The organism is Streptococcus oralis SK304 (genome assembly GCF_000287715.1).
In the GTDB taxonomy this organism is placed as follows: Bacteria; Bacillota; Bacilli; order Lactobacillales; family Streptococcaceae; genus Streptococcus; species Streptococcus oralis_Y.
Genome location: NZ_ALJN01000024.1, coordinates 18031 through 40450, shown reverse-complemented (window position 1 = coordinate 40450; position 22420 = coordinate 18031). Strand labels below are relative to the sequence as shown.

24 protein-coding genes are annotated in these 22420 nt (G+C 43.3%); 4 read left to right on the top strand and 20 right to left on the bottom strand.

Going from position 1 to position 22420, the window contains the following annotated elements; genetic code table 11:
• Nucleotides 1-25: 25 nt before the first annotated feature.
• The 11 genes from purR to HMPREF1125_RS12140 form a co-directional block, all read right to left on the bottom strand.
• Nucleotides 26-853: a pur operon repressor gene (gene purR, locus HMPREF1125_RS12190; RefSeq protein ID WP_002874197.1), complete on the bottom strand. Its 828-nt coding sequence runs from the start codon at nt 851-853 to the stop codon at nt 26-28.
• 104 nt (nt 854-957) lie between these two features.
• Entirely contained in the window at nt 958-1899 is a 942-nt protein-coding gene (locus HMPREF1125_RS12185; RefSeq protein WP_000703206.1) for a 3'-5' exoribonuclease YhaM family protein, read from the bottom strand.
• Complete coding sequence (gene rmuC / locus HMPREF1125_RS12180; RefSeq protein WP_000450902.1) at nt 1889-3145, bottom strand: DNA recombination protein RmuC; 1257 nt, start codon at nt 3143-3145, stop codon at nt 1889-1891. The genes HMPREF1125_RS12185 and rmuC overlap by 11 nt, the downstream gene beginning before the upstream one ends.
• A 1-nt stretch (nt 3146) precedes the next feature.
• On the bottom strand, nt 3147-3809 hold the full coding sequence (locus HMPREF1125_RS12175) for a thiamine diphosphokinase (protein ID WP_000006114.1): 663 nt from the start codon (nt 3807-3809) through the stop codon (nt 3147-3149).
• A complete protein-coding gene (gene rpe / locus HMPREF1125_RS12170) occupies nt 3772-4428 on the bottom strand; it encodes a ribulose-phosphate 3-epimerase (protein WP_000085010.1) in 657 nt (218 codons plus the stop codon). Before rpe ends, HMPREF1125_RS12175 begins: the two co-directional genes overlap by 38 nt.
• 10 nt (nt 4429-4438) lie before the next feature.
• Nucleotides 4439-5317 (bottom strand): ribosome small subunit-dependent GTPase A, encoded by an 879-nt coding sequence (rsgA, locus tag HMPREF1125_RS12165; RefSeq protein ID WP_002883439.1) that lies wholly within the window; start codon nt 5315-5317, stop codon nt 4439-4441.
• A 1-nt stretch (nt 5318) separates the two neighbouring features.
• On the bottom strand, nt 5319-6191 hold the full coding sequence (gene rsmA, locus HMPREF1125_RS12160; RefSeq protein WP_001216849.1) for a 16S rRNA (adenine(1518)-N(6)/adenine(1519)-N(6))-dimethyltransferase RsmA: 873 nt from the start codon (nt 6189-6191) through the stop codon (nt 5319-5321).
• Nucleotides 6192-6210: 19 nt separating this feature from the next.
• Nucleotides 6211-6924, bottom strand: coding sequence for a hypothetical protein (locus HMPREF1125_RS12155; protein ID WP_000013637.1), 714 nt, complete (start codon nt 6922-6924; stop codon nt 6211-6213).
• A 157-nt stretch (nt 6925-7081) separates the two neighbouring features.
• Nucleotides 7082-7378, bottom strand: coding sequence for a hypothetical protein (locus tag HMPREF1125_RS12150; protein ID WP_000702744.1), 297 nt, complete (start codon nt 7376-7378; stop codon nt 7082-7084).
• A 93-nt stretch (nt 7379-7471) separates the two neighbouring features.
• Nucleotides 7472-8038 carry a ribonuclease M5 gene (gene rnmV / locus HMPREF1125_RS12145; RefSeq protein ID WP_000659989.1) on the bottom strand — a complete coding sequence of 189 codons (567 nt, stop codon included), beginning with the start codon at nt 8036-8038 and terminating at the stop codon, nt 7472-7474.
• Nucleotides 8038-8811 carry a TatD family hydrolase gene (locus HMPREF1125_RS12140; protein WP_000575641.1) on the bottom strand — a complete coding sequence of 258 codons (774 nt, stop codon included), beginning with the start codon at nt 8809-8811 and terminating at the stop codon, nt 8038-8040. The genes rnmV and HMPREF1125_RS12140 overlap by 1 nt, the downstream gene beginning before the upstream one ends.
• 150 nt (nt 8812-8961) lie before the next feature.
• Here HMPREF1125_RS12140 and HMPREF1125_RS12135 point away from each other — a divergent pair, with 150 nt between their 5' ends.
• Entirely contained in the window at nt 8962-10806 is a 1845-nt protein-coding gene (locus HMPREF1125_RS12135) for an APC family permease (RefSeq protein ID WP_000488825.1), read from the top strand.
• Nucleotides 10807-11005: 199 nt separating this feature from the next.
• Here the strand turns inward: HMPREF1125_RS12135 and rpmH are convergent, their stop codons facing one another.
• Both rpmH and HMPREF1125_RS12125 read right to left on the bottom strand, forming a co-directional pair.
• The gene (gene rpmH, locus HMPREF1125_RS12130) at nt 11006-11140 is read right to left on the bottom strand and encodes a 50S ribosomal protein L34 (RefSeq protein WP_000831902.1); all 135 of its coding nucleotides are present in this window, start codon (nt 11138-11140) and stop codon (nt 11006-11008) included.
• 144 nt (nt 11141-11284) lie between these two features.
• Nucleotides 11285-12499, bottom strand: coding sequence for a pyridoxal phosphate-dependent aminotransferase (locus tag HMPREF1125_RS12125; RefSeq protein ID WP_000657744.1), 1215 nt, complete (start codon nt 12497-12499; stop codon nt 11285-11287).
• 246 nt (nt 12500-12745) lie between these two features.
• Between HMPREF1125_RS12125 and HMPREF1125_RS12120 the strand changes: the two genes are divergently transcribed.
• Complete coding sequence (locus tag HMPREF1125_RS12120; RefSeq protein ID WP_000079164.1) at nt 12746-13198, top strand: universal stress protein; 453 nt, start codon at nt 12746-12748, stop codon at nt 13196-13198.
• Nucleotides 13199-13230: 32 nt separating this feature from the next.
• On the opposite strand, the gene HMPREF1125_RS12115 is transcribed toward HMPREF1125_RS12120, so the two are convergent.
• The gene (locus tag HMPREF1125_RS12115; protein WP_000453117.1) at nt 13231-14625 is read right to left on the bottom strand and encodes a Cof-type HAD-IIB family hydrolase; all 1395 of its coding nucleotides are present in this window, start codon (nt 14623-14625) and stop codon (nt 13231-13233) included.
• 65 nt (nt 14626-14690) lie between these two features.
• On the opposite strand from HMPREF1125_RS12115, the gene HMPREF1125_RS12110 reads away from it, so the two are divergent.
• Complete coding sequence (locus tag HMPREF1125_RS12110; RefSeq protein ID WP_001124797.1) at nt 14691-15653, top strand: asparaginase; 963 nt, start codon at nt 14691-14693, stop codon at nt 15651-15653.
• A gap of 53 nt (nt 15654-15706) precedes the next feature.
• Here the strand turns inward: HMPREF1125_RS12110 and ccpA are convergent, their stop codons facing one another.
• Nucleotides 15707-16717, bottom strand: a complete 1011-nt coding sequence (gene ccpA, locus HMPREF1125_RS12105) for a catabolite control protein A (RefSeq protein ID WP_001090633.1) — start codon at nt 16715-16717, stop codon at nt 15707-15709.
• A 208-nt stretch (nt 16718-16925) separates the two neighbouring features.
• Between ccpA and HMPREF1125_RS12100 the strand changes: the two genes are divergently transcribed.
• Nucleotides 16926-17243 (top strand): DUF960 domain-containing protein, encoded by a 318-nt coding sequence (locus HMPREF1125_RS12100; protein WP_000886043.1) that lies wholly within the window; start codon nt 16926-16928, stop codon nt 17241-17243.
• Nucleotides 17244-17293: 50 nt separating this feature from the next.
• Here HMPREF1125_RS12100 and HMPREF1125_RS12095 read toward each other — a convergent pair whose 3' ends face one another.
• The 5 genes from HMPREF1125_RS12095 to folP form a co-directional block, all read right to left on the bottom strand.
• Nucleotides 17294-18577, bottom strand: a complete 1284-nt coding sequence (locus HMPREF1125_RS12095) for a hypothetical protein (protein ID WP_001125357.1) — start codon at nt 18575-18577, stop codon at nt 17294-17296.
• The gene (folK, locus tag HMPREF1125_RS12090) at nt 18570-19391 is read right to left on the bottom strand and encodes a 2-amino-4-hydroxy-6-hydroxymethyldihydropteridine diphosphokinase (protein ID WP_000372476.1); all 822 of its coding nucleotides are present in this window, start codon (nt 19389-19391) and stop codon (nt 18570-18572) included. Before folK ends, HMPREF1125_RS12095 begins: the two co-directional genes overlap by 8 nt.
• Nucleotides 19392-19549: 158 nt before the next feature.
• The gene (folE, locus tag HMPREF1125_RS12085; protein WP_000380931.1) at nt 19550-20104 is read right to left on the bottom strand and encodes a GTP cyclohydrolase I FolE; all 555 of its coding nucleotides are present in this window, start codon (nt 20102-20104) and stop codon (nt 19550-19552) included.
• Nucleotides 20085-21407 (bottom strand): bifunctional folylpolyglutamate synthase/dihydrofolate synthase, encoded by a 1323-nt coding sequence (locus HMPREF1125_RS12080; protein WP_001002854.1) that lies wholly within the window; start codon nt 21405-21407, stop codon nt 20085-20087. Before HMPREF1125_RS12080 ends, folE begins: the two co-directional genes overlap by 20 nt.
• 1 nt (nt 21408) lies before the next feature.
• Nucleotides 21409-22383, bottom strand: coding sequence for a dihydropteroate synthase (folP, locus tag HMPREF1125_RS12075; RefSeq protein WP_002883437.1), 975 nt, complete (start codon nt 22381-22383; stop codon nt 21409-21411).
• Nucleotides 22384-22420 lie beyond the last annotated feature (37 nt).

The window sequence follows — 22420 nt, the reverse complement described above, 5'->3', positions numbered from 1 at the left end:
TCGTTCCAACCTTTAGTTCTATCTCTTATTTGTCTTCGTCAAAGATATTTCCAATCTCAACATCGATGGATTGGTTCTTAACATCAATATTGGTTACTTTCAAGAGTGACTTATAATCAAACTGCTTTTCACGTTCCTCCTGGGCATTATCTGCAAAGACTGCAACACCAGCCAATTCAGAGTCGAACTCACGCAAGAGACTAATCATCCCATTGACAGTTCCGCCACCTTTTAGGAAGTCATCCACGATCAAGACTCGACTGCCTGCCTTGAGGCTGCGTTTTGAAAGGAACATTTTCTCAATGCGGTCACCACTTGAACCTGATACATAGTTGACACTGACCGTTGAACCTTCTGTGATTTTCAAGTCACGGCGCACAATAACAAATGGAACATTGAGAACGTTGGCAACTGCATTTGCAAGTGGAACCCCTTTAGTCGCTACTGTCATAACGGCATCGATTTTTTGGTCCATAAAACTCTTGGCAATGATGCGTCCAATATTTTTCAAAATGGCAGGCGTACTAAGCAGATCAGACAGGTAGATATAGCCGCCCGGCAAGATACGGTCACTTTCTGAAAGTTTGTCACGCAAGTCTGCGATCATTTCTTTGGCTTCATGACTAGAGATTGATGGTGTAAAGATAACGCCACCACCTGCTCCAGTCACAGTCTGAATATGGCCGATTTCAATTTCCTCAAAGGCACGTTTGATAATCACGATGTCCTCTGAAATCGATGATTTAGCAGATTCGTACTTTTCCGCAAAGGTGTTGAGACTTGTTAGTTTGTATGGATTATTAATCAAATAGTTGGAAATGACAACCATCCGATCACTTCTTCTTAATTTCATTTCTATTTACCATTCCATTTAATTTTGATATTTTATCCATTATACCATATTCACATAAAAAAACGAACATTATTGCGTAAAAAATGCTCGTTTATCTTAAATTATTAATCTAAATCTGGTTTATAGAAGGAACGATTGTCCATAGCGAAGATTTTATTGGTCATCTCTCCTTTGTCCACCAAAGCTAGAGCTGTTGACATCATCATCATGCTGGCATCTAGATTGTCAATCATGTGAATAATCTCTGCCTCCATAATGCGTGGACGGACTGGACTTCCATACTCTAGCAAGCCATGATGACTGAGGATGACATGGCGTAATAGCACCACTTCTTCTCTGGTATCATCGATGCCGAGTTCCATGACTGTCTTGGTAATTTCACTATCGATGAGGGCGATATGGCCGATGAGATTGCCTCGCACTGTGTACTCCGTCTGATCAGGACCACTGAGTTCTAAAACCTTGGCCAAGTCGTGCAACATAATCCCAGCATAGAGGAGGCTCTTATTGAGCTGAGGATAGATGTCGCTAATGGCATCTGCCAAGCGCACCATGGTTGCTGTATGATAGGCCAAACCCGTTTCAAAGGCATGGTGGTTAGTCTTGGCAGCTGGATAGGAGTAGAATTCCTTATCATACTTGGTGTAGAGACTGCGAACGATACGTTGCCAGACAGGATTTTCAATTTTGAAAATCATTTGCGACATGTAGTCACGGATTTCCTTGACATCGACTGGAGACTTGACCTTGAAGTCAGCTGGATCGTTGGGTTCGCCAGGCTGAGGTAAACGAAGGGTAATTTGATTGACTTGAGGAGTGTTGTTATAAACTTCTCTGCGCCCCTGCATGTGGACTACTTTCCCTGCGGTAAAAGCCTCAACGTTATGAGGTTGGGCATCCCAGAGTTTCCCTTCAATCTCGCCACTATCGTCTTGGAAGGTAAAGGCTAGGTAGTTTTTCCCAGCTCTTGTCTGTCTCAGGTCAGCTGATTTGATCAGGTAAAAGCCTTCAAACAGCTCATCTTTTTTCATGTGACTAATCTTCATATTCTTCCTCATCTTCTTGGAAATGGAGTAGATCAAGCGCAGGCTCACCTTCTGATAACTCAATGTGACGGAGCGTTCGCTCAATAGCTGTGGTGCGACGGTTTAATAATTCATCAATATTGCCAGAGGCATGTTGAAGATGTTTTTGTGCCTTAACCAAAATCCCCCCGAACTTGCCAAACTCGGTCTTGACGCTAGCTAGGGTCTTGCTGATATGGTCGGCACTCTTTTGGATATTGAGGGTTTTGAAGCCAACTGATAGGGAATTAAGCAAGGCTGATAGGGTACTTGGACCCGCGACAATAATCTGTTCCTCCCGTCTCAAATCATCAAAGAAGACCGGATTGCGGACGATTTCTGAGTAGAGTCCCTCTGTCGGAACAAACAAAACTCCAAAATTGGTCGTTCGAGGTGGCGCTATGTACTTGCTCTTGATATCCTTGGCAAAGCGCTTGACGCTTGCTAAGAGAGATTTACGACAGCGTTCAATCTCGTCCTTATCACCTGCTTCATAGGCTTCTTCTAAGCGGTAATAATCCGCCAGTGGAAACTTGGAGTCAATTGGTAGGTAGACATATTCCTGATCGCCTTGCCCAGGTAACTTGATGGCGTACTCTACTCGCTCGCTAGAGTTTTCAACCGTTGCAAATTCTCGTTCGTACTGGGCAGGTGTCATGATGTCTTCAATGATTTGCCCCAGTTGCAATTCACCCAGAATCCCTCGCGTCTTGGTCCCAGAGAGAACCTTGTTGAGGGCCCCGACATCGCGGGCAACTGTCTGCATTTCTCCAAGGCCACGATTGACAGACTCTAGTTGCTTGGAAACTGTCTCGAAGGAAGCCTGCAAGCGTGTCTGCAAGGTCTTTTCTAGCTTTTCCTCGACCGTCTGGCGCATTTGTTCTAAACGTTGCTCATTGGACTCCTGCAGGGCTTGGAGACGTTGGTCGGTCTTGTCTCTGGTTTGAAGGAGATTCTCGTTCATCTCCTGTCTAACTTGAGTCAAGCCTTGGTGCAACTCCATTCGCACTTCTTGCAAACGATCGCTGACAGCTACTTCCAGATCTTTTTGGTCTAACAGGCTGGCTTGTCTGGCTTGTTCAAAGCGATAATCCAACTGATCTGACAGATGATCTGCCTGATCCTCCAAACTCTTGGCTAGGTACTTGTCTTGCTTATCCTGCCTTTGCCAAATCAGAAAGAGTCCAGCTAGGTTGGCAATTAATAATAGTAATAATACAGTCTCCATCCTACCTCCTGTCCTTGCTATGCAGCACGACGACATAGCCATCTGGGCAAGTTACCGCAACTTCCTTATCTATATATTCGTTAGAAGCGTACACTTTTTTAAAGAAAAAATTTTCCTCTGTCAATTCGTACTTGGCTCCGATAATGGTCAACTGGCTATCCCGAACTGGCATAAAGGCTAGATAATCATAATCCGAACGGGGTTCTAGCTGACTGGTCCCTTCTGGACAATAGGCAATCAAATTTTGCCCGTCCTCAATTTCTATCTGGCGCATATAGGGGGCCAACTTAGGATTGCTAGGTAGAAAAACATTAGCCAGCATATGATCAATGCGACCGCCAAGAGCACCGAAAATAGTCACCCGAGCCTGAGGACTTTGCTCAAAGATGGCTAAGAGAGCCAATTCCAGATCTGTATCATCCTTTTCTGGATGGGCTTGGACAAAATGCTGGGCACGTTTTTGAATCAACTGACGTTCGTCCGCAGTCACCGAATCAAAATCCCCAACTGCTAGAGTCAGAGGCAGATCTTCTTCCAAGACCCAGAGCGAGCCTCGATCCACACCGACAAAGCAATCAAAATCCGTACGGTAGTGACCGCGTTCTCCGCCTGCAAAAACGGCAACCCTAGCCCAGTTGTTTTCTGAGAGTTTGTACTCGCTCATTGACATCTCCCTTAAAGACATAGGAACCTGCTACAAAAACGGTCGCACCAGCTTCTTTGGCTTGAGCAATGGTCTGATTATCAATCCCACCATCCACTTCAATTTCAAAGTTCAAACCTTTTTCCTGACGAAGGGCAACCAACTCACGAATCTTATCCATGGTTTCAGGCAGAAAAGCTTGACCACCGAAGCCAGGGTTAACTGTCATGACTAAGACTTGATCAACTAGGTGAAGAACGTGCTTAATGGCTTCAACAGGCGTACCAGGATTGATAACAACCGATGGCTTGACACCTAGAGAACGAATCTTTTGGAGGGCACCATGGATATGAGGCGTTGCTTCGACATGGATACTGATGATGTCTGCACCTGCACGCGCAAAATCTTCTAAGTGGTGTTCAGGATTTGCTACCATCAAGTGGCAGTCAAAGACCATCTTGCTATGGGGGCGAAGACTTTCGACCACACCTGCACCAAAGCTGATTTGAGGCACAAAGTGACCATCCATGATATCGATATGGGCATACTCGGCTCCAGTTGCTTCTAGACGTTTGATTTCACGTTCAAAGTTGGCATAATCTGCTGCCAGAATTGACGGAGCAATCTTGTATTGAGACATAGGTTTCTCCTTATTTTGGGATTTTTTTGCTGACTTTTTTATAGGTTTCTCTGCGATTTTCAATCTCACTGAGGAATTGCAGGTAGTTGTCAAAACGGAAGGTTGCAATGACACCTTCTTCTACAGCTGGCTTAACCGCACAAGACGGCTCATGGGTATGAGTACAAGTACGGAACTTACAATCTCGACTGACACTGGCAATCTCTGGAAAGGCCTGGTTCAGCTCTTCAGCACTTGACACTTCATAATCCAGCGATGAAAATCCCGGCGTGTCCGCAATCTTTCCACCATTGAGATTGTAAAAACTAACAGCTCGAGTGGTATGGCGACCACGACCTAGACTGTCTGAAATTTCTCCTGTTTCAAGATTGAGGTCCGGTGCGATTTTATTAAGAAGAGTTGATTTTCCAACACCTGTCTGCCCCATAAAGACTGTAACCTTGCCTGTTAACAAGGGCAGGAGTTCCTCCTTACTGGTCACAAAGTCATAGCCAATGGCACCGTAAGTCTGCTGGTAAAAATCCAGTTTTCCTCTATCTTCCAGCAAGTCCATTTTAGAAATATAGACGATAGGATGGATACCCTTGTGCTCCAAAAGAACCAAGAAACGATCCAGCAAATTGCTGTTGAAGTCAGGTTCCTTGACGGACATGATCACCACAGCTTGGTCAATATTGACAATGGGCGGACGGACCAGACTATTTTTCCGTTCGTGAATCTTGAGAATATAACCTTCAGAATTTTCCTCCGCAGAAAAATCTACCCAGTCTCCGACGTATGGCGTGTGGCCTTTTTTACGGAAATTCCCACGCGCGCGTGTTTGATAGACCTGACCCTCACTCTCCACGTAGTAGAATCCTGCCAAGGCTTTAATGATTTGTCCCTGCATCTTAGAATCCTTGTCCTTTAAGCGCATCTGAAAGGCTAGCAAATTCTTCCAAGCTTAGTGCTTCCCCACGCACACTTGGTGACAAGCCTGCTTGGTCCAAAGCCTTGGTCAGCTTATCCTTGACTTCTTCGGTCTTGCCAAAGTAGCCTGTTAAGTTGTTCCACAAGGTCTTGCGACGATGGGTGAAACTAGCCTTGGAAATCTTAAAGAAGAACTGTTCATCTTTCACTGCTACAGCTGGCTCTGGACGGCGCACCATTTTTAAAATGGCTGAGTCCACATTTGGCGCTGGCACAAAGACCGTACGAGGCACGATAAAGGCAACCTTGGCTGTCATATAATACTGCACAGCAATCGACAAACTACCATAAGCCTTGGTATTTGGCTGTGCTGAGATGCGATCCGCCACTTCTTTTTGCATCATGACGACAAACTCACTAAAAGGAATTCCACTCTCGATCAAGTGCATGAGAATAGGCGTCGTAATGTAGTATGGCAAGTTGGCTACTACCTTGATTGGTAGTTCAGGATTTTTGAAATTCTGGATATACTGCGCCAAGTCAACCTTAAGAATGTCCTCGTTTACTACAGTAACATTGTCAAAATCACGTAAAGTATCTGCTAAAATTGGCACCAAACGGTGGTCAATCTCAAAAGCCATAACTTCTGCCGCACGCTCAGCCAAAAACTCCGTCAAGGCACCAATTCCTGGGCCAATTTCGATGACATTGACCTGGTCATCAATCTCAGCCGTATCCACGATTTTTTGAAGGATATTGGTATCCGTCAGGAAATTTTGCCCGAAGGATTTTTTAAAGGTAAATCCGTGACGCTCCAGCACTGCCTTGGTCACGCTATAATCTGCAATTCTCATCTATTCTCTTTTCTAATTATTAGCTAAAAATAATATATAGAAGCCACACAATTCCTAGTACCAACAAAATCCAAAATACAAAAAGAACACGATGTTTGTTCCCTTTTGAATCAGCTCCAGTCATATCAAGTGCTTTTTTATTTTCTTGGGGGTCCATTTTCTTCAACTCATCATGATAGGCAACCGAATCTAGAATATTATCTTCTGGCAATAATTCTGAAGCATAATAATCAGGAAAACCCATAGCAAGACCAATTAAGTTCTTTTCTGTCAAAGAAAAATCTAAATCTTTAGGTTGATTTCCCCGAATAGCTCGTATGTTTTTTAACAGTTTATCAGAAACAACAGACACTTGGTCCATAAAAACAACATCTAAAAGATCAAATCCAAGCACATCACCGTCTTTTACGTTTGCAAGAATATAACGAACAAAGGCATCATATAGTTGCAAGGCTTGCGGGGCATTTTCTTCTAAAAAAGACCGATTTTGGAGGGCATTTTGCTGGAATTTTTCAATAGAAAGTAAGATATCTACATTCTGCTCTTGGTAAAATTTTTCTGCTTCCTCTTCATCTTCTTCGAGTTTTTCTGCTGTTTCCCAGAGAGCAATAGGAGCTTTTAAATCTTCTTCATCCCAAAACAATTGCCAAAAATAAGGTATTGTGTAAATTCCCTCTGTTAGAATACGGGCTTCATCTCCGTTTTTTAAGTAAATATAACTTCTATTTGCCATATCGTTTCCTTTCACCATTTTTATGAAGGCTTTACCTTCCGTCAAAGTCACTCCAAACAGGGCCAACTGTTTAGATCACCTCTTGTTGTCAAAAAGTCAATGCATATTGTTCTAATTTTCATTCATTATCTTTTAAGAAAATCATTTATTCTCTTTTCTAATAGGAACGGCGATATATCCAAACAAATTCATTTCCTCTAGAACTCTGATGAATCAGGTCTTTTAAATAGATACTGGGATTCGTCAGTTCTTTTGTTTCTGTATGATAGCTTGTTATTGTCTTTCCACCATGTCGGAGAAGCCACTCTGTATCCAATCTAGGCAGATATCTGTCCTTTTGAAGAAAACTACAAAGATCCTTAACTGTCATATCCTCCGGGATATCAAGATCCATCTGATGAGAAAAAACATCATCCCCCATGCAGATAGACTCTCTGTCAACTCGGATTTTCATTTTGCTCTCTCCTTATAAGTTTCTATTTGAACACTATCAAAATAAATCTAAGTACCTCTATTGTAACACATTCCCTTTGTATTTTTGGGCTATCTAGCTATTATCATAACTTCCCATAGCCTCTTCCACTTCTGCCAAGGTTATCCCAAATAACTCCAACCGCTTGAGCAGCTGTTTTCCATTGGAATAGCCGATGCGGAGCTGTTCGCCTAGATACTCTCGGCGTCTACGACTGTCTGCTCCCGCTAGGAAACCTAGGCGAATCAAGTCACCACGACTGATGTTAAACTCGTTCTCGTTTTCAAATTGCTCTGTCACCTGAGCCAGCGCTGTTTTTAGGTCTTCATAGCTGGCGTGTTCGATTCCCAGAGAACGTCCCTTGGACTTGGATTTGGGAACAGCCTCATCTCGCTTGAGAAAGGCATGCTGCACAGTTGGAATGGTCGTCATAATCATGCGCCGAATCCGCTCCCCATTAAAATCTGGATCTGTAAAAACAATGACTCCATGCAGTTCATGCAAGCGACGAATGCGCTCTATATCCTGGTCATTTATTGCGGAACCTCGTGTTTCATAGGTCTCTACATCAAAGTAACGTTTGAGATTGGCCGTATCATCGCGACCTTCGACCACGATGACTTGGGAAATTTTTTCTTTCATCACTTGCTGTCCAATCCGAAGATTCGCTCTGCATTTGCAGTCGTTGCTGCTGCTAACTCTTCTGTCGTCATACCGCGCAAGTCCGCGATAAAGTCCACGACATAGCGGGTGTAGGCTGTCTTGTTTTCACGACCGCGCTTGGGAACAGGTGCCAAGTAAGGCGCATCTGTCTCAACGAGTATTTTATCCAAAGGAAGTTCTCTAGCAGCTTCTTGGATATCCGTCGCTTTCTTAAAGGTTACCACTCCCGAGAAGGAAATAGTCATACCAAGCTCGACAAACTTTTCTGCCCACTCAAGAGAGCCTGAAAACGAATGCATAATCCCACCACGAGGACCAACGCCCTCGCTCTTAATAATCTCATAGGTATCTTCCAGCGCATCCCGGGTATGGACCACAAAAGGCAAATCCAAGTCCTTAGACAACTGAATCTGACGACGAAAAACCTGCTCCTGCACTTCCTTAGGTGCGGTCATCCAATGGTAGTCCAGACCAATCTCACCCAAAGCAACAACCTTGGGATGCTTAAGCTTTTCAAGCAAGTAAGCCTCGACCTCGTCAGTATATGTACCTGCTTCAGTCGGATGCCAGCCAATAGTCGCGTAGAGTTGCTCATACTCATCTGCCAACTCTAGGGCACGTTCAATGGTTGGCTTGTCAAAACCAACAATATTCATCTGTGTCACACCCATCTCAGCAGCCAAGGAGATTTCTTCTGCCTCACGTCCTGCAAATTCCTCTACATTTAAGTGTGTGTGTGTATCAAAAATCATCTCTTCTAACCTCGTTTTCTTCCCTCTATTATACCAAAAATAGCATCCCTCGGCTTGTAAAAATATTCTAATATCAATCGTTCTCCCTTGACTGCCTTTTTTCAAAGCAGTATAATAACACTTATTGAAATTTTTAGTAAAGGAAAAAAAATGTTTAGAAAATTAAAATATACCTTTATCGGTCGGCCACTCAAGTCTCTCACAGACGGCGAAGGGGGATTATTAGGAAAAATGCAGGCACTTGCAATGTTATCCAGTGATGCCCTGTCTTCTATTGCCTATGGACCTGAACAAGTCATTCTCGTTTTAGTCAGTCTCTCCCCTCTCGCTATTTGGTGGAGCCTCCCTATCGGTATCTTTGTCCTCTTACTCCTCGCTAGTTTGACCATTTCCTATCGTCAAATCATTCATGCCTATCCTCAAGGTGGAGGGGCTTATATGGTCACTCGGGAAAATCTCTCCCCTGAACTGGGCTTGATTGCAGGAGGCAGTCTCCTTGTTGACTATATGCTGACAGTAGCCGTATCCGTTGCGTCTGGAGCTGATGCTATTACTGCAGCCATACCCGCCCTCCATCCCTACAATCTTCATATCTCTATTTTCCTAGTCTGCCTGCTCATGCTCTTGAATTTAAGAGGATTGAAAGAATCTGCCAGTTCTCTGATGATTCCCGTCTACCTCTTTATCTTCAGTACCGTCTTTCTCTTGCTTTATGGATTCTTTCAACTATTTACAGGTTCCCTAAACTATCAGGCGACTTCAACCATTGGACAAACTGTTCCGAGCCTTTCCATCATTCTCCTATTGAGAGCCTTTACCAGCGGTTCGGCATCCCTGACAGGGGTTGAGGCTATTTCAAATGCGGTACCATTTTTCAAAACTCCAAAAGAAAAGAATGCTGCTCAAACCTTGACCATCATGTCACTGATTTTAGGATTTCTTTTTGCAGGCATCACCTTCCTAAACTACTGGATGGGCATCACGCCTCAAAACGGAGAAACCATCCTTTCGCAAATGGCCAAGGGCATTCTTGGTGATTCATTTTTTGGTCATGCTAGCTACTATCTCTTCCAGTTCTCGACAGCCTTGATTCTAGCTGTAGCTGCAAATACTGGATTTTCAGCCTTCCCTATGCTGGCCTACAATATGGCAAAAAACAAGTACATGCCCCATCTCTTTATGGAAAAAGGGGATCGTCTTGGCTACTCCAATGGTATCTTAACTCTGGCTTTTGGGGCTATGATCCTTCTTCTCATTTTTAATGGGAATACTGAACGCTTGATTCCCCTTTATACTATCGGGGTCTTCGTTCCCTTTGCCCTATCTCAAACTGGGATGATTCGTCATTGGAAAAAGGAAAAAGGAGCAAACTTCTTAAAACCTGCCTTTGCTAATATCCTTGGGGCCATCATTTGTTATGCCATTGTCCTCATTTTACTCCTCTTCAGACTAGGTGATATCTGGCCATTCTTCCCAATTATCCTGGTCTTGACCTTCCTATTTTTGTCCATTCACAGTCATTATCAAAAAGTGGCAAAACAACTACGACTCTACGAAGGAATCGAAAAACGCACTTATGACGGCAACCTTGTCCTTGTCCTAGTAGGAAATGTCACTCGGGTAAGCGTGGGAGCCATTAACTACGCTCAAAGTATCGGTGACGAAGTGTTGGCCATGCACATTTCTACTAAAGAAACGGCAGAAAAAGACCAAGAAATTCTTCAAGAATTTGCCGATTACTTCCCAAATATCACTCTGAAAAATATCAACACTAGCTACCGAAACATCATCACCCCTAGCGTCAAGTATGTCAAACGAATCGCCCAAGAAGCCAAGCAGAAAAACTATACCGTTACTGTCCTTGTACCACAGTTCATCCCAAACAAGCCTTGGCAAAATATCCTGCACAATCAAATGAGCCTCAAACTAAAATACGCTCTCAGATGGCATGAAGACGTCGTTGTCGCTAGCTACTCTTATCACTTAAAAGAATAAACAAAAGCTCAAAATCATTTGTTTTTGATTTTGAGCTTTTTTATCTGAACTTCTCAAATTTTCTTATAGATTAGAGACTTATTCCATGATACAAAACTCATACGGAAATGTATGAATCTTTCACTATCTATACTTGTTGAGCAAAACAAAAGCCAGTAGACTCGAGTTCCTACTGGCTTCTTTGCTGAATTTGTTTGGATTATGCAGCCAAAACTTTGCGTCCTTTACGACGACGAGCTGCCAATACGCGACGACCGTTTTTAGTTGACATACGGTTACGGAATCCGTGTTTGCGCGCACGACGAATTTTACTTGGTTGATAAGTACGTTTCACGATGAATACCTCCTCATAGATTTTGTATTCGTTTAGCCGGCTATAAAGTGATCAGTTACTAAACATACTTTACTATTCTATCTGATTCTGATACTTTTGTCAATAGCTCTAGGCAAATGTTTCCAGCTTTTTCTCATGTAAGCCCTATCTACGATACTGTTTCAAGAAACGAGTCATCTTTTCTTGGATTTGTGCTAATTCATCTACACGAGGAAGATAAACAATACGGAAATGGTCTGGTTCTTGCCAGTTAAAGCCGCGACCATGAACCAAGAGAACCTTTTCCTGCTTCAAGAAATCAAGAACGAACTGTTCATCATCATCGATACGGTACATATTGCGGTCGATTTTAGGGAAGATATAAAGACCCGCCTTAGGCTTGACCGCAGATAAACCTGGAATATCTTGAATGGCATTATAGATAAAATTTCTTTGCTCATAGATGCGACCACCAGGAAGGAGCAATTCGTCCACTGACTGGTGCCCACCTAGCGAGGTTTGTACAACTTGCTGGGCTAAAACGTTGGAGCAAAGACGCATATTAGACAGCATATTGAGACCTTCGATATAGCCTTTAACATGTGTCTTAGGACCAGACAAGACCATCCAGCCCACACGAAAACCAGCGATACGATGCGATTTTGACAGACCATTCATGCTGACACAGAAAACATCTGGAGCCAGACTAGCTACTGAGACATGCTCATGATCGTCCATGACCATACGGTCGTAAATTTCATCCGCAAAGATAATCAAGTCGTTTTGACGGGCAATCTCAATAATATCCAACAAGAGTTCCTTGGGATAAAGGGCTCCTGTCGGATTATTTGGATTGATGAGAATAATAGCCTTGGTGTTTGAAGTGATTTTTGACTTGATATCGTCAATATCAGGGTACCATTCTGCAGCCTCATCACAGATATAGTGAACGGCATTTCCCCCAGCTAGGCTGACAGCCGCTGTCCAGAGAGGATAGTCTGGCATAGGCACCAAGACCTCATCTCCATTGTCCAAAAGCCCTTGCATGGACATGACAATCAGCTCACTGACACCATTTCCAAGGTAAATATCATCAATATCCACATTTGGGAATTTCTTCAGTTGGCAATACTGCATGATAGCCTTACGCGCCGAAAAAATACCCTTGGAATCAGAGTACCCTTCGCTATCACGCGCATTCATAATCAAATCATGAATGACCTCATCTGGCGCTGTAAAGCCAAATTCTGCTGGATTTCCTGTATTCAGGCGTAAAATCTTTTCTCCATTTGCTCGCATACGCATGGCTTCTTCTAAAACAGGACCACGGATATCATAAGCAACATGCTCTAGCTTGCTAGATTTGTTAAATTCTTTCATCTTTTTTCCTCAATTCGTCAGGATAGTAACATTATACCACTAGAAAGTCGCTGCGACAAGCTTCCATAAACAAGGAAACAAAAGAAAAAACATTGACAAAGAGAATCCTCACTAATTCTCTTTTCTTTTATTTCTATATACGCACTAAGTCTATGACCAACAATATGGTTTAAAATATGATTTTTACTTTACTTCTTTAGTGAAAAGGGTTACAATAAAAGCAAGAAAATTTCAGGAGGTTTCATTATGGCACAACGTTACCAAAATGTTATGGTCGCAATTGATGGTTCTAAAGAAGCGGACTTGGCTTTCGTCAAAGGTGTTTACACTGCTCTACGCAATGAATCCAAGCTCACCATTGTCCATGTTATTGACACACGCGCTCTTCAAAGCGTATCTACCTTTGATGCTGAAGTTTACGAAGAACTCCAAGCCGATGCTGAAAGTATGATGAAAGAGTACGAAAAGCGTGCAAAAGATGCCGGTTTAACTGATATCCACATCGTCATCGAGATGGGAAATCCCAAAACTCTCCTCGCTCGGACGATTCCAGACGCAGAAAATGTTGACTTGATTTTAGTTGGTGCCACAGGTCTCAATGCCTTTGAACGCCTCTTAGTCGGGTCTTCATCTGAATACATTCTCCGCCATGCAAAAGTTGATTTGCTGGTCGTGAGAGAAAGTGAAAAAACATTATAATTATTAAAAAAGGAGCCTAGAGCTCCTTTTTGTTACTTATTATTTCTATTTCTTTCTTTATGTCGCTCATAAGCCTTAAGCTGACGTTGTAGCTCCTGTTTAATGGCAGGTTCTGGAGCATATTCTTCTTCCCAGTCATCTGGTTTTAAAATCTTGTGTGTAACTGGGTCAAAATGAGCTTTTCCATCAGGGAAAACCTTCCCCATATTTGCTTCATGGACAATATCAAAAATGCGTTCTGGATCCACTCCCATCAAAACAAAACTACCGTATGTGAAATACAGTGTGTCGATCAAAGCATCCACTTGACCGACCAAGTTTTGCTTAGCAGGTGTCTTTTTCGCCACTTTCTCTGCTGCCTTATCAAGTGCTTCATGCATGCTTGCAAGGGACTCTTGGAATTCTTCCTCCGAAGAACTTGCCGCGCGAACAAACTCTACTAATTCTTCAATTTTAAAGTCTGCGCGGTGGGTTGCACCTTCAACATCCCATGCTTGTGGCTCTTCTTGAGTTCGTTCATCCATCATGTGGTGGAAGGTCTTTACTTTATTAAAGTGGTAGTCCCGACTGACAAACACTTTTTCTGAAGCCAAAACACCAAAGTGCTCAAGCGCCTTGTGGATGCCATCTTGTTGATTACTTGCCGTAATATGCTTAGCAACCTCTTTGGCACTGCTACTGCCATTTCCCATAGCGACTGACATACCGACACCTGCTAACATTTCCAGGTCATTATCTGAATCACCGAAGGCCATGACTTGGTTGAGAGCAAAGCCATATTCTTTCCCGACCCGACAAATGCCTTCTAGTTTGGAATTTCCTTGGTTAATGATATCTGCGGCAAAAGGATTGCTTCGAGTCAATTTCAAGTCTTGAAAATCAGCTGCTGCCTTCTCAGATTCTTCTGGCGTCATCAGCATCAAAACTTGATAAATGGGTTGATTAATCAAGTTAAGCAAGTCGTCTTCTTTTTGAGGAACTGCCTTGCTGACCATTCGATTAAAAGAACGGCTGACGGTTCTTGTCAGCACTGTCGGGATAAAACGACTAACCAGTTGGGAAAAGGATCCGAGACCAAATGACATAATCTTCGAACCAACAACGGCATGCTCGGTTCCAAGAGCGATTTCTTTACGCTCCTTTTTAGCATAAGCAATCAGTTGACGCAGGCTTGACTTAGCAATCGGACTTGCAAAGAGTACCTTTTCTTTATTAAAAATGTATTGGCCATTGTAGGTCACCGCAAAGTCTAGGTCCAAGTCTTCCATCAATTCCTTGACAAAAAACGGTCCTCGTCCTGTCGCTACTCCAACAAGTACCCCTTGCTCTTTGACAATCTTAATCGCGTCCTTAGTGGATTTCAAAACACTCTTGCGATCGTTGACTAGCGTTCCATCGATATCAAAAAAAACAGCCTTGACTTCCATCCTATCCCATTCTCCCCTTTTGTGTTACAATGATTATACCACATTTCAGAAAGAGTGACTAAATCATGCCTAAGAAAATCCTTGTTTTACATACAGGTGGGACTATTTCCATGCAAGCAGACGCCACTGGTGCCGTTGTAACTAGTCAGGACAATCCCATGAACCATGTTTCCAATCCACTTGAAGGGATTGAGGTTCATGCCCTAGACTTTTTTAATCTACCAAGTCCCCATATCAAACCCAAGCATATGCTTGCACTCTATCATAAAATCAAAGAGGAAGCTGATAACTACGATGGAGTTGTGATCACACATGGGACGGATACCTTGGAAGAAACAGCCTATTTCCTTGATACCATGAAAATCCCACACAAGCCCATCGTTCTAACAGGAGCTATGCGTAGTTCCAACGAACTTGGTAGTGACGGTGTATACAACTATCTGAGCGCTTTACGAGTTGCCAGCGATGATAAAGCAGCCGAAAAGGGTGTGCTGGTCGTCATGAACGATGAGATCCACGCAGCCAAGTATGTTACCAAAACACATACAACCAACGTCAGCACCTTTCAAACCCCAACACATGGACCACTTGGCCTCATCATGAAGCAAGAAATCCTCTACTTCAAAACGGCTGAACCTCGTGTCCGGTTTGATCTCGAGCGTATTCAAGGTCTGATTCCCATCATCTCAGCCTATGCCGGTATGACAGACGAGCTGATCGATATGTTAGACTTGGAACAGCTGGATGGCTTAGTCATTCAGGCTTTTGGAGCAGGCAATGTTCCCAAAGAAACAGCTCGAAAGTTGGAAAATCTCCTCCAAAAAGGAATCCCAGTCGCCTTGGTCTCACGTTGTTTTAATGGTATTGCTGAACCTGTCTATGCCTACCAAGGCGGAGGGGTGCAGTTGCAACGAGCTGGTATTTTCTTTGTCAAAGAACTCAACGCTCAAAAAGCTCGCCTCAAATTATTAATTGCCCTTAACGCTGGACTAAAAGGACAAGCCTTAAAAGACTATATGGAAGGCTAATCCTCTTCTCTAGAACACAAAATCAGGAAATCGTGAAGATTTCCTGATTTTTTCTATTTACGTTTTCGTGTAGAGCGACGTTCTGTCAAACCGTGAGGCAAGAGAACTTCACGTTCTTCCAACTCTTCCTTATGCATAATCTTAGTCAACATACGCATGCTGATAGCACCTAAGTCATAAAGAGGTTGGGCAATAGTCGTCAAGTTTGGACGGGTAAAGCGTGAGATTTGTGAATCATCACTAGTAATGATTTCAAACTCTTCCGGCACTGATACACCGTGGTCAGCCAAACCATTTAGGACACCTGCTGCCAATTCATCGCCTGTTACAACTGCGGCTGTAGCTTGTGATGAAATCAAGCGTTCTGCCAAGGCATAACCATCGTCATAGCTGTATTTTGATTCAAAGACCAATCCCTCGCTATAAGAATGTCCAGCTTTTTTCAACGCTTCCTTGTAACCAATCAAACGAACCTTGCCATTGATATCATCGACAAGTGGTCCACTTACAAAAGCAATTTTCTCGTTTTCTTTGAGAAGGTAGCCCACAGCATCAATCGTTGCTTGTTTGTAGTCGATATTCACACTTGGAAGTTGGTGTTCTACATCCACAGTACCAGCAAGAACAACCGGTGTCCGTGAACGAGAAAACTCTGAACGAATCTTTTCAGTCAAGTGATAGCCCATAAAGATAATACCATCGACTTGTTTTGAAAAGAGAGTGTTAACCACTGAAACTTCCTTTTCATCATCCTCATCACTATTTGCTAGGACAATGTTATACTTGTACATTTCAGCAATGTCATCAATCCCCTTAGCAAGCGTTGAGAAATAACCATTGGTAATGTTAGGAATCACAACTCCGACTGTCGTTGTTTTCTTGCTAGCTAAACCACGGGCTACCGCATTTGGACGATAGTCCAAGCGATCAATCACTTCTAGGACTTTTTTTCGAGTGTTCTCTTTAACATTCTTGTTGCCATTAACGACACGGCTAACTGTTGCCATTGAAACTCCTGCTTCACGGGCAACATCATAAATCGTTACTGTATCATCTGTGTTCATTCCGTTTCTTTTCTATAATGAAAATTTCGCTTTCACGCATCTACTTACTCCATTTTATCACTTATTGTAAACACTTTCAAGTATTTTTTAGAGAAACTTTGAAAAAATTTCACAGTTTATTCCCATTTTGAAAAAGCAATTACGATTTCTTGATTTTTAAGACATTTTGCTGTATGATAAGGAAAAATAAAAGGGGGAGGGGACTCTTATGGCTTTTACAAATACACAGAGACGTTCCGCTAGTTTTGGTGTCGTTACCAGCCTGCCTGACGATGTCATTGACTCTTTATGGTATATTATTGATCATTTCCTGAAAAATGTCTTTGAATTAGAAGAAGAACTTGAGTTTCAACTGCTTAACAATAAGGGGACCATCACCTTCCATTTTTCTAGCCAGCACCTTCCGACTAGGATCGATTTTGATTTCAATCATCCTTTCGATCCTCTTTACCCTCCTAGGGTCCTTGTTTTAGACATGGACGGCAGAGAAACCATCCTCCTTCCAGAAGAAAATGACCTATTTTAAAAACTCTAGCTTCTCGGCGCAAACTGCTGAGGAACTAGAGTTTTCTTTTTCTAATAAATGGAGCGACTGACAACTAGACCGTTTGGTTTTGTATACTCTAAGTCAAGATAATCCTGATAAGTCCCTGGTACGATGAAACCTTGGGGACTCAATATATCAGTCCCAGCTTTTCCCACGATAGAGTCTGCTAGCAAGACACAATTGGTACTGAGAACAAAGTAGGTTTTAAACTCAGATGAGCTGAATTTATAGAGTGTCGCATCTGCTTCCTCTTTTAGTTGGTAGGAGTAGGTATGCTTGACCTCTCCCTCTCTTCTTTTCATCAACTGCGAGCTTGGTTCCCAAGGAATTAACAGGTCTTCTATCTCTGCCAAACGAGCTTGGATGGCTGCTTTCTGTTGGTCCGTCAAACTCAGACCATAAGCAAACAAGGTCTTCTGACTCTCCCTCTTGCAGAGTTCGATGTATTTTTCCCGATTGGCCTTAAACAAAACACCGTCTCCGACCATGCCGAATAAACGCTCCGAGTGGGGATCATAGGAACCATAGGAAATAACCTCCCCTTGATAACAAATATCCACATGTCCCATAGCGAGGAAGAAAGAGGTTTCTGAGGTATGGACAAAAATCTCCAGATCAACCGTCTGGTCGTTTTTTCTTTCTGAATGAACTTCCCCTTCTTGACTTTCATGATTTGCCAGCCACTCATTTAGTTTTCGCAAGGTGCTGATAGGAATCAGAGCCGTCACAAAGATCGGCAAGGTCATTCGCATTCGTCGTTTCAGCTTGGGATTGTTTTCTATCTTTTCAAAAAAGAAACCATCCCGAAGGCTACTGGCTCCTAGCATGAGCAAGTAAAACCCAAGCAAGAGCAATTCAAAATTCGCTGCATCGTGAAAAGGAGAGATGCTATAAAGACCGAATCCTATCATCCATACAGCATCAAAGAGATGATGGAGCCGAGGATGAATGGCATTTTTTCGATAGAGGGACCAGGTCACAAGACTAATGGCGCCCGTAAACAGCTGGTAGCTCGCAATGATAAAAACCAGGAGATAGAGGGCAAGGTCTTGCAAGATGATAGAGTCAAACACCAGAGCCGCAACCACTAGCTTAGCCAAGGTTACAAAGATGTTTTCCCGACGTTTTTTATCTTGAAACCAGCGAGTCAACAAGTGCCAAACTGCTGACAAGGAAAAGTAGCCCATCAGCAACTGATACCCCATTCGCGGAATAACTTGTCCAAAACGAATCAAGAGAAGCCCTAAAACAATAGCAAGTAGTCCCTCCCCGATACTCTTCCACTTGCTATAGGTCTCAGAAAGCTTAGGCATTTCCTTGCTCCAACTGGTCAACCAAGTATCGAATTGGTTGTTTTAAGATTGGATGGATAAAATGGGGAGCTATTTCCACTAACGGTTCAAGGACAAAGAGGCGTTCTGCTATATAAGGATGAGGTAAGATGAGGTCGTCTGTATAGATGACTTGGTCTTCTACAAAAAGCAGGTCCAAATCAATCAAACGTGGCCCCCAATGCACCTCTCGAACCCGTCCCATTTCTGACTCAATGGCTAACAAGGTCTCTAATAAGACTGATGCTGGAAGCCAGGTTTCTACTTCAATCACCTGATTGGCAAAGCTATCTTGTTCCACACCACCCCAAGGCTCCGTCGCTAATACACTGGACTCTTTGAGAATATGGATACCTCGAGTCCGCAGTTTATCAATAGCTTGTTCCAAGTTCGCTTTCTTGTCTCCCATATTACTTCCTAGAGCGATAAAGGCCCGTTGCTTACGACGGTGAATGGTCACCGAGCAGGTATCCAACGGTAAATGAACTGGCGCCCAAGGTTTTTTTAGTTCCAACTCAATCTCTTGGACAAGAGGATAGGTCTCAAAGGTACGCTCTACTAGTTTGTAGGCTACCGTTTCAATCAAATCCTCAGTGCTTTCCTGAAACCAAGTCTTCCACTGTTGGCAAAGTTCTCCATAGTGGACAGAAGAAGACAAATCTAACTCAGTCGCTGCCTTGGTCATATCATAGGATAAGCGTGCGGAAATAACAAACTTTTGCCCCAATTCCTTCTCACTTGGAAAGAGTCCATGATAAGCAAATATTTCCAAATCTTTAATCTTTAGCTGATCCATAACTAGTCCTTTCTAGAAAAATCCGCTTAAAGCGGATTCTTTTTATACTCAATGAAAATCAAAGTGCAAACTAGGAAGCTAGCCGCAGGCTGCTCAAAACACTGTTTTGAGGTTGCAGATGGAAGCTGACGTGGTTTGAATTTGATTTTAGAAGAGTATTATAGTCCCATTAAACGATAAGCCTGGTCTCGGAGGTCCTTATCCGTCTCAAATAGGCCACGGGCTACAGTAGTTAAGGTTGCAGTGCCTGGTTTTCTGACACCACGCATGCTCATACACATATGTTCCGCCTCAATAACAACAAAGGCTCCCTTAGCCCCTAGATAGTCCATCAAGGCATCAGCCACTTCAATATTCAACCGTTCTTGAATCTGTGGTTTCTTAGAGTAGACTTCAACCGTACGAGCTAGCTTGGACAAACCTGCCACACGGCCATCTGGAATATAGGCAATATGCGCTCTCCCATAGAAGGGCAAGAAGTGGTGTTCACACATGGTGTGGAAAAAGATATCCTTTTCCACCACCATATTATCGTCGATAATCTCAAAGGATTTTGACAAATGTTCCTCCGCAGTCTGGCCAAGACCTGAAAAAATCTCTTGGTACATACGGGCTACACGAGCAGGTGTCTCCTGTAAGCCCTCGCGGTTAGCGTCCTCACCAACAGCCTCGATAATCATTTTTACAGCCGTTTCAATCTTTTGTGTATCCATTCTCGTTCTTCCTCTCCATCAGATAGGCTCTCACTTGGCTCAAGAAATACAAGGAACCTGTGACAATCCTAACTGTTTGTTTCTCCTCTTTTTTATCTGTCAATTTCTGCTCTAGAAAATCCTGCCAACCTTGGTAATTGAGATTTCTAGACTTGGCTGTCTCTTTCAACACGCTTTCATTAGTCGCCCGACTATCGTCAAAATGGGTTAAAGTCAATTGACTATCTGGCACCGTTTCTAGCAAATCCAGCATATCCTCCAAAGCCTTGGTTTTGATGCAGGTAAAGAGGATTTCCTTATGATAATCCGCAAACCGTTCTCGCAAGGTTGCCAACAAAGCCTTTATCGCATGAGGATTGTGGGCCCCATCCAAGAGCAGCAAGGGGTCACTAGACACGACTTCCAAACGCCCTGGCCATCTGGTTTCTTTCAAAGCTTGAGCAACCAAGTCATTACTTGCTAACTCCCGCCCAGTCTCCTTGCAATAAGTGTCTAGGAGGGCAAGCGCCATCCCCGCATTCTCTATCTGATGCAAACCAATCAGACCTGTCTGGAAGCGACCTTGTCTGACAGCACTTGTATAGTCAAAGATCTCTCCTGTCACCACACTTTCTTGATGACTGACTTGATAATCACTCCCATAGGCAAGTCTCGGCGCATTTTTATCTTCTGCAATATGGTTGATCACAGTCAAGGCTTCTGGAACAATATGACCTGTTACCAAGGGAATACCTTGTTTGATAATACCTGCCTTCTGCTCTGCTATGGCTTCCAAGGTGTCACCAAGTAGGGCTACATGGTCCAGTCCAATGGTTGTAATTCCTGTCAAAATTGGTTGACAGACATTGGTACTATCCAAAAGACCACCCATACCGACTTCCATGATGGCTACATCTACTTGTTCTGAGGCAAAGTAATCATAGGCAAGGGCTGTGATAATCTCAAACTCGGTTGTTCCTTGTAATGCAACGCTCCTCTCCCCCTCAAGCAAAGAGCGATAAACTGCCATGAGGGCCTCCAGCCTCGCTTCTGGGATGGATTCCCCATTGATGCTAATCTGGTCTGTATAATGAATGAGATAGGGCGAGCTGAACACACCAACTCTTAGACCTAGCTTTTCCAGCATCTTTTTCAAAAAAGCAATTGTAGACCCCTTGCCATTGGTCCCTCCGATATGGATGACCTTAAGTTTGAGATGGGGATTGCCTCGTAAAGCTAGGAGTTCCACCATTCGTTCCAAACCGAAATGCGGTTGGTCCGTCCGGTAGTGGGCAATCCATTGATTGTTTTGAATTTCGTTCATCTTACTTATATTGTTTTAAATCTAGATTTTCCGCATCTTCTGCCAATCGAATAGCTGACGCAATTTCAACCGCCATCTTGTGACTGGCTACATCGTGCACGCGCACTACTTCGACACCCTGTCTCGCAGCGATACTAGTTACATGAGCCGAAGCTGTGTCCCGATTGCGGAAACCGACTTCCGTTTCAGGATTAACTTCAAAACCATTTTCTTCCAGGATATTGATAACAAATCGCTTACGCGAAACTCCAAGAAAAATCGGATAGCCTTGCTGGTGTAGTTTATCCAGATCCCGTAGAAGGAGCAGATTTTCCTTCTTGGTCAAACCAAAGCCAATCCCTGGATCCAGCAGGATATTTTCTCTTGCTATCCCGGCTTGATTCGCTCTCACTAGTGCTCGTTCAAAGAAAGCCTCCATCAAGTCTTCGATTGGCATTTTTTCAAAGTCAGCTAACTCTTCCTCTGTAAAAGCTTGTCCAAAACCAAAATGAGGAAAGATGAGCGAGCTAGGATGCTGAGGTCGAGCCATAACTGGATTAAACATGGTAACCACTTTCGCTCCAGCCTTAGCAACCACATCCGCCATTTTCTCATCTCCCATAAGACCAGTGATATCATTGACCAGATTGGCGCCAGCAGCCAAAGCAGCCTCTGCCACCCGACTTTTCCATGTATCGACGGAAATGAGGACATCACTTTCCTCACGGATAGCTTTGATAACTGGAACAACACGCTGGATTTCCTCTTCTATCTCTACATAGCTGCTGCCCGGGCGAGTCGATTCCCCACCGATATCTAGCATGCTCGCTCCTTCAGCTATCAATTTACGAGCTTGCTGGAGCGCCTGGTCAACAGCAAAAAATTGACCACCATCTGAAAAAGAATCTGGGGTTACATTGATAATGCCGCAAATGGCTGTTTTTACGTGGTTGACTTTATTGGACATAACGGTCACTTCCTTAATGTTCTTTACCATATTATCTCTCTATTTTACCATAAAAAGAAAAAGATGG